This window comes from Coprococcus ammoniilyticus (assembly GCF_025567345.1).
Taxonomy (GTDB): domain Bacteria; phylum Bacillota; class Clostridia; order Lachnospirales; family Lachnospiraceae; genus Coprococcus; species Coprococcus ammoniilyticus.
Map to the genome: position 1 here is coordinate 543,260 of NZ_JAOQJS010000001.1, position 12,603 is coordinate 555,862.

The window sequence follows — 12,603 nt, forward strand, 5'->3', positions numbered from 1 at the left end:
AGAGATAATAAGCAGCGAGATAAACTGAGACAGAGTGAGAAGTTTTTATAGCATAGGATAAAGTTACAAAGGAGACGAAGATATGGCAAAGTTGATTACACCGGAGATTTTTCAAAAGAATACAGCAGAAGATTATTTGAAAGCGGCGATCGATACGGCGGAATGGATCGATACGTTGGCGATTAAGACGGAATATGGAAGAATCTGGCAGGCGTTGCCGGAAGGACAGGATGGATATCGGGAGGATGTTCCGTTATTTACGCCGAAGAGTATGTATGACGGTTCGGCAGGTATTGGTATTTTCTTTATTCGGCTGTATGAAGCAACCGGAGACACACGCTGGCTGACTGAGGCGGAGGAAGCAGCGGCGCATATCATTGCAACGAAGGTTGGCGTGAAATGGTATCAGACGACGCTTCATTCAGAGGTAAAGGGTATTATTCCGGTTCCGGGCTGGGCGGCAGGCCCTTACAATGGCCCGGTTGGTGAGGCGTATTTCCTTGAAGACCTGTATCAGGTGACAGGAAAACAGGCGTATCGGGATTATGTATTATATGTTGCGGATGTCCTGCTTGAAGCAATAGTAACTGATAAGAGAGGACTGCATTGGAGTGATCAGGAGGATATCACCGCAGATGGCGGATTTATCGTATTCTTAGATATCCTTTACCGTAAGACCGGTATAAAGAAATATCTGGATACGGCATGTGCGGCTGCAGACCGGATCGCACAGGATGCTCTTCCTGCACCAAATGGTGGAAAGTTTTGGAAGTTGCTTGACTTGTCGGTGATTGATTTTGCGAAGGATACGACATTCCCGAACTGGTCACATGGAACGACCGGAACGGCATGGATGTTCGCAGCCTTATATCAGGATACAAAGAAAGAGGAATATCTGGAGCTGGCAAAGGAAGGACTTACATATGCAATGAATATCGCAGTTGGAGATGAGACCGGACGATTGATCCCATATCAGGATCATCCGGTAACAGGTCCGACGTATGACAAATATTATCTCAGTACATGTCATGGCCCGGTTGGAAGTACGCTGGCATTTCGTGAATTATATGAGATTACCAGAGAGGAGATCTACCGGAACTGGACGATCGAATTATCGCGTGGTATCGTCCGTGCCGGTGCGCCGGAGAAACATTCCTGGGGCTTCTGGAACTGCCAGTGCCAGTGTTGTGGAACAGCAGGTATTCTGGAGCATTTTGCCGCCATGTATGAATATACCGGGGAGAAGGAGTTCTATGATTATATGATTCGTACGGCTGATATAATGCTTTCCGATTCGGATCACCGGACACCGGGACTTCGTACCTGGTATGACAGTTGGTGGAGAACGATTCCGACCAGAGTTGTCAGTTATCCGGGACTGTATGTCGGTGTGGCAGGTTGTGCATCCTCGCTGCTCCGTACCTATGCGGCGCTGACAGGTAAGAAGCTGACCAACCTGTACGAATATCATTTCTTTGAGAAGTTTTAAGCGGAGCTTTATATAAAAATGCAGATCATGCTTCTATGGCTACGGTGATCTCGGTAATGTAGTCTTGCGGGTCTTCGGCAGTGAAGCTATCTATAACATTGTGCTCCAGATATTCAGAGGAAGTATGGATGTTGTGTTCATGTTTAAAGGTCATTAGGCGGTCGTAAGTATCGCCGATCGTATCCCAGTGACCGGTGTGGTAGGCGGTGAGATATTTTCCTGCAGGCAAGGTATGGACAGGAAGCCCGTAAGGCTTGTTATCTAACAACAGGGCGACATTATCATAGACAGCGTACTTATCTGATTCGATATGGGAAGCGTGCTGGAAATATGCCATATCATAATCATTTTTAAAAGTAGAACCGACCGTTAGCAGAAGATTGATCAGGTCATCGGTTTTCCGATACAGTTCAGCATCTGTAGCGGTTGGTGCTTCTGCATAGAGATAGTAGCGTTCCGGGAAGTCGGCGATAAAGATGGCTGTCGGATCGATCTGCATAGCGAAATGGATCTTGCTCTTTTGCTGCGAGATCCATTTTTCCATGGAGCGTAATTTGGCAATCTCCGTATTGATCTGATGTTCACGTTCTTCTAATATATGGAGCATCTTTGCCGGATCACGGTTGGCAAGCTGCTCTTTGATCTCTTTTAACGGCATACCGAGGTCTTTTAATAAAAGGATGGTGTCAAGGATCTCGGTCTGATAGATCGAATAATAGCGGTAACCATTTGGCTGGGTGAGCTCCGGCTGAAATAAACCGATCTCATCATAATGAAACAGGGTTTCTTTTGTTATTCGCATGATCCTGGCGAACTCGCCGGTCGTCATATATATCTTTTTATTCATTTGAATTTCCTTTCATTTTCAAAATTACACTTGACTATAGGGTTACCCTATAGTATATGCTTGGCTTTGTCAATTAGAAAAGTGTTATAAAACGGAGAGGACTTATTAAAATGGGTAAATCATTAAATCGTCGCATTACGCCATGGTCGCTGCTGAGCTTTGCAGCACCGTCAATCATCATGATGGTATTTATGTCGTTGTATACCATCGTGGATGGTATCTTTGTATCCCGATTTGTCGGAAGTAATGCATTATCATCGTTAAATATCGTATATCCCGTAGTAAATGTGGCGATCGCCATTGCCATGATGCTGGCATCGGGTGGAAATGCGATCATTAGCAAATATCTTGGAGAGGGAAATAAAAAGAGAGCATGTGAGAGCCTGACTCAGTTTGTCACGGTATGTATTCTGGTCAGCCTTGTGATCGTGGTGATCAGTCAGGTGTTCCTGACAGAGATATCCAGACTGCTGGGTTCTAATGAAGTGCTTTTGGCAGACTGTAAAAGTTATCTGGGAATGGTGAGCTTATTCATTCCTGCCTGTATGTTGCAAACGTTGTTTCAGATGTATCTGGTCACAGCGGGACGGCCAACGATGGGCTTGCTGCTTATGATCGGTGCAGGTATTGTAAATGCTGTTCTTGATTACGTATTGATCGTGATCTGTGATATGGGAGTTGCAGGTGCGGCACTTGCAACAGGAATCGGTCAGTGCATTCCCGCGATTGCCGGACTTGTATTTTTCATGTTCTCCAAAGGTGAGCTTCGGTTTACCGGATTCAAGCTTTCCTTGCGGGAGCTTGGACATGCCTGCTATAACGGTTCTTCAGAGATGGTATCAGAGCTTTCAAATTCTGTTGTAACGGTATTGTTCAATCTTGTTCTGATGCGTCTTGCAGGAGAAGCCGGAGTTGCGGCTATCTCGATCCTGCTGTATGGACAGTTCTTATTCAATGCATTTTATCTGGGATTTACAATCGGGATCAGTCCGATCGTTGGGTTCCAGTATGGCGCAAAGAATAAGAAAAAACTTCGGAGTATTTATAAGATTGCATTCCTTTTTGTGGCGGTATCGGCAATTATTCTGACGGTTATTGCAGAGGTACTCGCGACCTGGATCATTACGGTGTTCACACATGACCCGGCAACATTTGAACTGGCAGAGATCGGATTCAAGATCTTTGCGATCAATTTCCTGTTCAGTGGATTAAATATCACATCCTCCGGTTTCTTCACAGCCCTTTCAAATGGTAAGGTGTCGGCGATCATTTCATTCAGCCGGACATTTATCTTTACGGTGTTAAGCCTTCTGATCCTGCCGCATTTCCTTAAGATCTATGGAGCATGGCTGGCTGTACCAATCGCAGAAGCGGTGACGCTTCTTGTGACTGTGCCGTTTCATAAGGTGTATTTTATTGGCAGGGGGGAGAAGAATTATCTGCGGGGGTAGATGCGCTATTTTTCATTTGTACGTCCGAGAATATAGTCGGCAGATACATGATAGAGGTCACATAATGTCAGCAGATGGTGAATTGGCAGTTCGTTTGCACCACGTTCGTATCGGGCGTACATTGTCTGGGATGTGCCAAGAACATGGGCAATGTATTCTTGTGTGTAGTCAGCATCTTCTCTTAAGTTTCGGATTCTCTGAAGCTTCCGATAAAGTCACTACAAAACAAAGTGAGGTTTCCGAAGATCAGACAGAAATGATAACAGATGCATCAAAGGATTTGTCAACAGATACATCAACAGATGCTCAGGTTACGGAGAAAAATAGTTCAGAGAATACAAGTGAGGCACAGACTGCATACAGTGCAGATATGGTTATTGATTCCGATATGTCAGCACAGGTAGAAACTGTAAATTATACAGGTGTATATTATTTGCCTTACATAAATTATGACGGTGCTGCATGTGACGAAGTAAATAAAAGAATCGAGAAGCTTGCACAGAAATACATAGAAAATACAGATGAATATGGATCGGGTTGTATGGGAATCAGTTATAAATGGACTCTGTATGGCAATATATTATCGTTGATCATACCGCTTCAATTTGATGCAGATATGGTTGAGTATAATGTGTATGTTCTGGATCTGAAAAAGGATAAGCTGCTTACGAAGAAGGATCTGCTTGCAGAACTGAATATAGATGAAGCAGATTATGAACAGGATGAACAGGATGCCATGGATGCCTGCTTTTATTCATTGTATGGAAGCTTTAAAGATACAGATGACTATTATGATGTCGTTTACAATGAAACAATAGCGTCTGAAAATGTTGCAGAGGCACTTCCATATATTGATGAAAATGGAACCCTGGGAGCTGTTGCAAAAATCTATTCTATGGCAGGAGCAAATTATTATTACCATATGGTTACGGTATTGGCGTTGGATGGAGCCTGTGAATATAGCGGAGAAAGTGATAATTATAATTCTAAGGTGCTCGCCAATACAGATAACCAGTCCGGCTCACAGGAAACAGGGGATACTTCAGATCCCGAGTATATGCTTCCGAATAGTGATTCTGAATACATATCAGATAGTGACCTGGATGGGCTGACACCGGATGAATGCCGTCTCGCTCTTAACGAAATATATGCCCGCCATGGAAGAAAATTTAATGATCCGGATTATCAGGCATATTTCAATTCCAAGAGCTGGTACAATGGAACGATTGATCCGGATGATTTCGATGATACAGCAATGTTTAATCAGTATGAGCTTGCAAACAGGGATTATATCATCGATTATGAGAAACGGATGGGGTATCGTTAGAAATATGTGATCGAAAAAAATCAATCAGCTCATGATTTATACGTTCATTTTTTTCTTCGCCTTCCATGTATTCTGGAAGTGGTAGATCCGGTTGGCATTCACCGCAGATATCGATGCCGCATACGGTTTCATGGCTTAAGATGATGCCAAGCAGATGTTCCAACATGTCAAGTGTCATGTCGCCCTGATTCCAGTTGGTTTCTGTGAAACGGGTAGAGAGAACATCTTTATCAATAGAAATATAAAATGGGACACCTGAGAGGATGTTTGCTGATTTCTTTCGGGCAGTCCCATTTTTTAGTTCTTCAGCAGAAAAGGTCAGAAGACGGTCTTTGCGTACTGCATCAATCTGGAAAATGTCGGCTGCTTCCGGTCCGATCAGAATTAACTGTTTCAGATTTGGATTCTGGTCCAGAACAAGCCCCGCCCAGTCACCACAGCTCATCATTCCGTCAACGAGTGGTCGCTGCATATCTGTATGGTGGTCGAATACTACGAGCGAGAACGGTCGTTTGATCTGGTCGGTTGTTATCTTTGTTACATAATGAAAATTCCCGGAGTCAATAAAATGGATACCGTTGATTCCATATGGCATGATTCGTTTCCGAATCTCGGCAGCGGCTTCATCTGAACAATACAGGTCGCAGCCTTCAATGTCAGAGCAGTCGATCCAGTGAAACCGTGGGTTATCCTTCATATCTTCATCGCAGTATACATGCGTAAAATCCAGGATGTAGTTGTTTGCTTTGTTGTTCATGGGTATGACTTCCTTGTAAATATTTTAAAACGTTTATAGAAAATTATAACATATATCAAGCTAATCTATATCATTTTTCCATCATACAGACATACAGAAAAATTCCTCTGCATACATTGTAAAAATGAGATTTGCAGGGGAATTTTTTTGAGAGATTATATTGAAGAAAGAGCAGAAGAAATTGGACAATATATCGTGGAAAGCGGAGCAACGGTCCGGCAGACAGCAAAGAAATTCGGAGTAAGCAAAAGTACGGTGCATAAAGATGTGACGGAACGACTGGTGAAGATCAATCCATTTCTGGCGGCAAGAATCCGGGTTGTTTTGGATGTGAATAAAGCGGAGCGGCACATCCGGGGAGGAATGGCAACAAAAGAGAAATATCTGCATGAACGGGAAGAACAAGAGGGATAATGAATAAAAATATTTGTATAGATTGGTATAAGGCGAAAAGATATGGAGTCAGAAAATGACATGAGATGATGATGCAGAGAGGCAATTTGGAAAAGATTGCTTCTCTTTTTTCGTTTACTTGTGTTATCTGTCAGGATTGGGTAAAATGGAAAATAAATATAACAAGGAGAATGTACGAGAATAAGGGGTAAAAGATAGTTAACGGAGGCGATTACAATGAGACAGAAGTTATGGAGAAACAAAAAGTTTGTAGTGATGGCAGCAGCATTTACATGTATTGCAGCCCTGTCTGCATGTGGGAAAAAAGATGCTGATTATACTGTGGATGGAGGAAATGAAGACGGTGGAAGTATTCAGAGCAAATATGGTATTCCGGAATCGTGTGATACCACATTTGACATAGGATCAACCGGGCTTAAAAAGATCCAGTTAACAGATTCCGATATCACAGTGCCGGACATCGGTGCGATGTATACAGCTCCGGTAAAAATGAAGGAGATCGATTCAGAATATCGAAAAGCTCTGGTAGAAAAGTTATTTGATACAGATAAAGGGGTCTATGTCTATTATGATATGGAGAATATGGACAAGCTGTCAAAAGAGGATATTCAGGAATATATCGATCTGTATGAGCGGCAGAAAAAGGCGGATCCGTCACATGCAGCAAATTATGATTCGGATATTGACCGTATGAACCGTTTGCTGCAAACGACTTCAAAGCAGAGAGAAAATGCGGGAGACTATTCCGCAGATGAATATATGGGTACAGTTGGTGATCTGGAATACAGAATCAGTTTTCCTCAGGAAGGAGAAAATGATACGCTTTTCCGGATAAAGGAGGATCTTCTGCAGTATCGTCCGATGGAAGGTGCAACGGGTGTATTTACGTCCAGTCTGGAAGAATACAATACCGGCTTGGGTGATGAATATGGAGAGTTGGAATCGGATATTAATGAATGTTCACTGTCGGTAGATGAGGCAAGGCAGATTGCTGAAGAATTTCTGTCAAAGATTGGCGGATCGGATGCGATTTTACAGAGTGAATCGGATCTGTGCTGGCTGTATCGGAACGATGGTTCGTCTGATCAGAATCTGCCGACGGTTGTTGACGGATATTCATTTGAATACATAAGATCGGTTATGGATCAGCCGGTGTCGGATGTAGCAGTCTGGACTGCTGATAATCTACGTCAGGCAAATGGATTTGTGAATGTTCCGATCGAAAAATATACGATTCAGGTAGATGCAAATGGAGTGATCGATGCTCTCTGGAATAGTTATCTAGAAGCAGATGGCAGCCCACAGGCGGTGGAACTGTTATCCTTTGATGAGATGCTTAAGAAAGCAAATGAGTCTATAGCAGCATATTATACCAAATATCCGACCGCATATAAGCAGATTGCATTTAACGATATTACGTTGTCTTACTATCTGAAACAGAAAGAAGATGGAAGTGGATTTGAGTACGTTCCGGCATGGATTTTTGCAGAATACGAAGATCCTGCAGATCATGAGCTTCCGGAGCAGGTCGTAATTCTGGATGCCAGAGATGGCTCTGCCCTCGACCTGATGAAGCTTGCCGAAGCAGTTGGCGGCATTTCCAGCGCAACCGACTGACCTTAATGCCCGCTGTATGTCAACAGTCTATCCTGCTGCAAACAAGCTGCGCTTTCTACTCGGTGTATATGTCTGATCCGCTCCTGCTCCTGTGCAACTCGCCCTTTGGGCTCAAACAAGCACTCGCATTCGCTGACAATATACACCTCCTGGCGAAATGCTCGCTATGTTGCTGCAGAATAGACCGTTGATATACAGCAGGCGCTAAAATACAGTTAAATAATATTGCTCGATAAATGCCCAGTGGTTAGTGCAAACCTCATTACGAAATCCTCGCAATGTTAATGTACCATCAACTACCGGGCATATTTTCGGTCAATTTTTAATGCTTGTTTGAGCCCGGAGGGCGAGTTGCACAGGAGCATGAGCGACTAGGGCGTATGTGCCGAATAGAAAGCACAGCTTGTTTGTTACAGGACAGACTACGATACACGGTGGACATTCGGCTTGCCACCCTAGTTGACGGTGGAGGTCGGTGTGATGCTCTGGCTGGTATCTCCGGCTGTCAGGGTGTAGGTGCTGCCAACTTCAAGCTCCGGGCAACTGACGATGATAGAATTGTAGGACTTTGAAGTTTCATGTGACAGGAGCACCTTTCCATCAGCATCGGTCAAAGTAACGGTGGTCGTTCCGCTGGTATTTGATGAAAGCGTCAGCATGTAGGAACACTGGGTAGAATCCGAGTTGAAGCTCTGCGCCATGCCGGAGTATCCGGTTGACAGGAAGTAACCACCTGTAATGGTTGCGGAGATGCCGTAGTCCAAGGCACTGTTGCCATTGCTCTCCGGTCCTTCGACATATACAGTTCCGCCATTTATGTAGAAATAACCATTGCTGTCGATGCCATCTCCATCGGCGTTGATCGTAACAGTGCCGCCATTGATCGTGAGGACACAGGATTCGTCGGCATCCATGTCAAAGCCTCCTATGCTGCCCGGTGCATTCCCTGGCATCTGTTTGTTGTCAGGGAACTGTGTATTTTTGGAGCTTGCAGCATTGTCAGAGGAATTTGAAGTCTGGGTTTCTGAGGTGACTGCATTTGCATTCATAGTCACAACACTGTTGTTGGTTGAATTATCATATGGATCGGATTTGTTATCCTTACTATTCACACCTTTCATTTCTTATTTGATTTGCCCCGATTTATGTGGCTGTATACCACTGATTGATTCTGGTGCAAACAAGTTGCGCTTTCTATTCGGTGTATACGCCTAATTTGCTCATGCTCCTGTGCTAACTCGCCCTATGGGCTCAAACAAGCACTCGCATTCGCTGGCAATATACACCTCATCACGAAATGCTCACAATGTTGCAACAGAGTCGATCAGTGGTATACAGCCACATAAAACTGTGCAAAATCCATAAAGAAAATGAAACATGTGAATGTAATCTGATTCATTTTTCGTAGTATACGAAAATGCAGCCCAATAATTGCTTATTGTAAAAAAGTTTCTATCTATAAAATAACAGCTATAACTTAAATCAACTTAAAATATAGCCAAAGTATACCGCACCTGCTTTTATATCGCAAATTAAAAAGACTCGTAGTTTGGGATATTCCGGCTGCTGTGTAATTTGGCATAGGACGACTAACATTAATGTAGATTTCGTAATGAGATTTGCACTAGCTGATAGTAAGTTCTACTAATCTCAGACTGCACCTTTGGTTTGTCTTCGCTAAGGTAACTTACATGGCACGCACTAACCTCAGGTCTCGTCTTTGACTCACCTTCGCTAAGTGCTCCGCTCAGGCGTGCGAATCGAATAGAAATCGAAATGTGTTAGCGCCCTATGCCAAATAGCGCAGCGACCGGAATATCCATGTTTGCCAATCTTTTTAATTGCGATATAGGGGCAGGTGGGGTATAATCAAGGGTGAGTTGCCAGAGACTTTTCTGGCTGAGAAACAGAAAAGGGGTTATCCTATGAGATTTATTCATATAGCGGACGTCCATCTGGGCGCCGTTCCTGATAAAGATAAAAGCTGGAGCAAAGAGCGGGCAGACGAGATCGAATCAACATTTGACCGCCTTTTGGCTGTGGCAGAAGAGCGAAAAGTAGACCTGCTGCTGATCGCGGGAGATCTGTTCCATGCACAGCCATCCCTGCAGGATCTGAAGAGTCTGGATTATAAGTTGTCAAAGCTCACAAATACAAGAACGATCATGATCGCAGGAAATCATGATTATATCAGTAAAGGATCACCGGCAGAGAGTTATGAATTTACATCGAACACAGTGCTGATGCCGGCAGACACATTCAGTAATGCATATCTGGACGATATCAATGTCTGTGTGACAGGATTCAGTTTTGGACAGGTGGAATATACAGAAGATGTCTATGCGGATATCATGCCGCAGATGGAGGATGCGGTCAATATTCTGCTGGCACATGGTGGAGATGAGAAGCATATTCCAATCAATTTCCGGCAAATGGCAGAGGCAGGATTTGACTACTGCGCACTCGGACATATCCACAAACCAAAGCATATCGTGAAGAATAAGATGGCATATCCGGGTTCGTTGGAGCCGCTGGACCGGACAGAGACCGGCAGACATGGCTTTATCTATGGACAGATCAAGGATGGCGAGACAAAGATACGCTGGGAGCCATTTAACTGTCGAAGTTATATTAATCTGGGGCTTGCTGTGAAACCGGAATACAGCGAGGCGAAGATTCTGGATGTCCTTGCGAAGCAGATGGAAAATATGGGGACACAGAATATTTACCGTATTATTCTGTCCGGACATATGGCAAATGGATTAAAACCGGATTTTTCAGGTCTGATGAGGAACTACCGTATCTATGAGATCGTGGATAATACATTGTGTGAGTACGATCTGGACAAGCTTCATCTGGATAATGAAGATAATCTGCTTGGAAAGTTTATTGAACGATTCGCGGATGCAGAGGACGAGATCAGCAAACATGCATTAAAGTATGGGGTAGAAGCAATACTTGCAACTGGAGATAAGTGATCATGTATATAAATAAGCTGTTATTAAAGGAATTTGGAAAATTTAATAATAAAGAGATCCGGCTGAAAAAGGGCTTGAATCTGATCTACGGTGCAAATGAATCCGGTAAGACAACGGTGAAAGAATTTATTGTTGGCATGCTGTATGGAATCGATAAGACCAGAGGGATCGGAGCAAGGCTGGATAATTATGAGCTTCGCAAACCGGTAAACGGCGGTGGTTATTCCGGAAAGGCATACGCTGTAACAGATGACAAAAGCTATCTTCTGGAGCGGAATTTCCTTCGAACAAATAAAAATGCAACCTTGACAGAGATTGAAACAGGAAAAGAAGTACAGCTTAAGAATCAGAATTCTTATAAAGGTATCCTGTTTGATGTAGATAAAAGCACCTATACGAATACCCTTTGTATCGGAGAACATGGTGCTGCACCGGGGAAGGAACTGGCAGAGGATCTTGGAAATTATGTGGTAAATCTGACCACAACCCGGAATGCCGATATTGATAAGACAGAAGCGGTCCGGTATCTGAAAAATGAACGCCGGAATTTTGAAAATAAAAAGCTGGCAGCAGAGATCGATCAGTTAAATGAACAGATGGATGCGCTTGGAGATGTAGACGGAGATCTGGAAGCAATCCGGGAAGAACGCCGGGAAGAGCTGGATGCTTATAATATGGAGATCGCGCGGTTGAAACGGGAGGCAAGACAGCTTGTAAACGAGAAGGATGCAGCAATTCCGGATGAAGACGAAGATCGTACCAGAAGTCATATCTTCCTTGATGTGGAAGCGCTGGATGATGACGAGGAGTTCCGTCCGAAGACACAGAAAAAGCTGACTGACAATATATTTATTATAATGCTGACTGGTATTCTGGTTGTTGCCGCAGTTATGCTGGCGGTTCACTTGCTGAATTTCCAGAAAGCCATCCAGCAGTTATTTACAATCTGTACGATCGCATTTGTGGCTGTTACGATCATTGACGGATTATTCCGGAAGGGCTTCTTTGATGGAGCGGATGCAGTACCGGATGAGGCAGAATTTGACCAGATGATCTATGAGCTTGGACGTGCTACAGAATCCAGAACAGTCCGGATTGAGATCGACCGGAATTTTCAGGAAGCACATGATGCAAAATTAGAGCTGTTGAAGTTCAAAGAGCATGATGCCGTAGCAAAGCGGGATTCCTATTATGAATTAAAGGGCAAACGGGATGAGCTTCAGAAACGGTTTGAGGTGATGGAGAAGGAACAGAAGGCGATCGACCTTGCGATCCAGACTATCAATGATATATCGGTGGATATTTATAATGATTTCGGTGGCCGTTTAAATGAGAATATTTCGGAGATCGTCAGTATCATTACAGATGGCAAATATAACGATGTGAAACTGGATGAAAATATGCATATTTCGGTATTTGACGACGATCATTATATGCCGATCGAGTTCCTAAGCAGCGGAACGATTGAACAGATCTATCTGGCTGTCCGGCTGTGCATCGCAGGGCTTCTCTGCAAAGACCGTATGCCGATCATTGTAGACGATATCTTTACAGCCTATGATGAACACCGTCTGAAAAATGCACTCTACTGTATGAGCCGCATTGATACCGATCAGGTCATAATCTTTACTTCAAACAATGCCATTGGAGATATGCTGGATGATCTCTCTATGGAATATAATTATGTAGAGTTGTAAATTGATTGTAAATTAAAAATTAAAAA

11 protein-coding genes are annotated in these 12,603 nt (G+C 43.6%); 7 read left to right on the forward strand and 4 right to left on the reverse strand.

Annotated elements, in window-relative coordinates; genetic code table 11:
• Positions 1-82 precede the first annotated feature (82 nt).
• Positions 83-1,489 carry a lanthionine synthetase LanC family protein gene (locus OCV60_RS02290; RefSeq protein WP_262529195.1) on the forward strand — a complete coding sequence of 469 codons (1,407 nt, stop codon included), beginning with the start codon at positions 83-85 and terminating at the stop codon, positions 1,487-1,489.
• A gap of 25 nt (positions 1,490-1,514) precedes the next feature.
• Here OCV60_RS02290 and OCV60_RS02295 read toward each other — a convergent pair whose 3' ends face one another.
• Positions 1,515-2,336, reverse strand: a complete 822-nt coding sequence (locus OCV60_RS02295) for a MerR family transcriptional regulator (RefSeq protein WP_173789180.1) — start codon at positions 2,334-2,336, stop codon at positions 1,515-1,517.
• Positions 2,337-2,446: 110 nt separating this feature from the next.
• Here OCV60_RS02295 and OCV60_RS02300 point away from each other — a divergent pair, with 110 nt between their 5' ends.
• On the forward strand, positions 2,447-3,787 hold the full coding sequence (locus tag OCV60_RS02300; RefSeq protein ID WP_173789179.1) for an MATE family efflux transporter: 1,341 nt from the start codon (positions 2,447-2,449) through the stop codon (positions 3,785-3,787).
• Positions 3,788-3,792: 5 nt separating this feature from the next.
• Here OCV60_RS02300 and OCV60_RS02305 read toward each other — a convergent pair whose 3' ends face one another.
• Positions 3,793-3,981 carry a helix-turn-helix domain-containing protein gene (locus OCV60_RS02305; RefSeq protein ID WP_262529219.1) on the reverse strand — a complete coding sequence of 63 codons (189 nt, stop codon included), beginning with the start codon at positions 3,979-3,981 and terminating at the stop codon, positions 3,793-3,795.
• 863 nt (positions 3,982-4,844) lie between these two features.
• On the opposite strand from OCV60_RS02305, the gene OCV60_RS02310 reads away from it, so the two are divergent.
• A complete protein-coding gene (locus OCV60_RS02310) occupies positions 4,845-5,114 on the forward strand; it encodes a YARHG domain-containing protein (protein ID WP_243863419.1) in 270 nt (89 codons plus the stop codon).
• Here OCV60_RS02310 and OCV60_RS02315 read toward each other — a convergent pair.
• On the reverse strand, positions 5,080-5,871 hold the full coding sequence (locus OCV60_RS02315) for an arginase family protein (protein ID WP_173789178.1): 792 nt from the start codon (positions 5,869-5,871) through the stop codon (positions 5,080-5,082). The two genes, OCV60_RS02310 and OCV60_RS02315, sit on opposite strands and share 35 nt — an antisense overlap.
• A gap of 147 nt (positions 5,872-6,018) precedes the next feature.
• Between OCV60_RS02315 and spoIIID the strand changes: the two genes are divergently transcribed.
• Together spoIIID and OCV60_RS02325 are read left to right on the forward strand one after the other, a co-directional pair.
• A complete protein-coding gene (gene spoIIID, locus OCV60_RS02320) occupies positions 6,019-6,285 on the forward strand; it encodes a sporulation transcriptional regulator SpoIIID (RefSeq protein ID WP_173789177.1) in 267 nt (88 codons plus the stop codon).
• Positions 6,286-6,501: 216 nt separating this feature from the next.
• Complete coding sequence (locus OCV60_RS02325) at positions 6,502-7,902, forward strand: DUF6034 family protein (RefSeq protein ID WP_173789176.1); 1,401 nt, start codon at positions 6,502-6,504, stop codon at positions 7,900-7,902.
• Between the two features lie 455 nt (positions 7,903-8,357).
• Here OCV60_RS02325 and OCV60_RS02330 read toward each other — a convergent pair whose 3' ends face one another.
• Positions 8,358-9,014 carry a carbohydrate-binding domain-containing protein gene (locus tag OCV60_RS02330; RefSeq protein WP_262529196.1) on the reverse strand — a complete coding sequence of 219 codons (657 nt, stop codon included), beginning with the start codon at positions 9,012-9,014 and terminating at the stop codon, positions 8,358-8,360.
• Between the two features lie 813 nt (positions 9,015-9,827).
• On the opposite strand from OCV60_RS02330, the gene OCV60_RS02335 reads away from it, so the two are divergent.
• Positions 9,828-10,880 carry a metallophosphoesterase family protein gene (locus OCV60_RS02335; RefSeq protein ID WP_021944684.1) on the forward strand — a complete coding sequence of 351 codons (1,053 nt, stop codon included), beginning with the start codon at positions 9,828-9,830 and terminating at the stop codon, positions 10,878-10,880.
• 2 nt (positions 10,881-10,882) lie between these two features.
• Positions 10,883-12,577, forward strand: coding sequence for an ATP-binding protein (locus tag OCV60_RS02340; RefSeq protein ID WP_117784461.1), 1,695 nt, complete (start codon positions 10,883-10,885; stop codon positions 12,575-12,577).
• Positions 12,578-12,603 lie beyond the last annotated feature (26 nt).

Coding starts and splice junctions, on each gene's coding strand:
- OCV60_RS02315 (WP_173789178.1), bottom strand. CDS start 5,871: ATGAACAACAAAGCAAACAACTACATCCTGGATTTTACGCATGTATAC.
- OCV60_RS02340 (WP_117784461.1), top strand. CDS start 10,883: ATGTATATAAATAAGCTGTTATTAAAGGAATTTGGAAAATTTAATAAT.
- OCV60_RS02295 (WP_173789180.1), bottom strand. CDS start 2,336: ATGAATAAAAAGATATATATGACGACCGGCGAGTTCGCCAGGATCATG.
- OCV60_RS02300 (WP_173789179.1), top strand. CDS start 2,447: ATGGGTAAATCATTAAATCGTCGCATTACGCCATGGTCGCTGCTGAGC.
- OCV60_RS02310 (WP_243863419.1), top strand. CDS start 4,845: ATGCTTCCGAATAGTGATTCTGAATACATATCAGATAGTGACCTGGAT.
- OCV60_RS02335 (WP_021944684.1), top strand. CDS start 9,828: ATGAGATTTATTCATATAGCGGACGTCCATCTGGGCGCCGTTCCTGAT.
- OCV60_RS02325 (WP_173789176.1), top strand. CDS start 6,502: ATGAGACAGAAGTTATGGAGAAACAAAAAGTTTGTAGTGATGGCAGCA.
- OCV60_RS02290 (WP_262529195.1), top strand. CDS start 83: ATGGCAAAGTTGATTACACCGGAGATTTTTCAAAAGAATACAGCAGAA.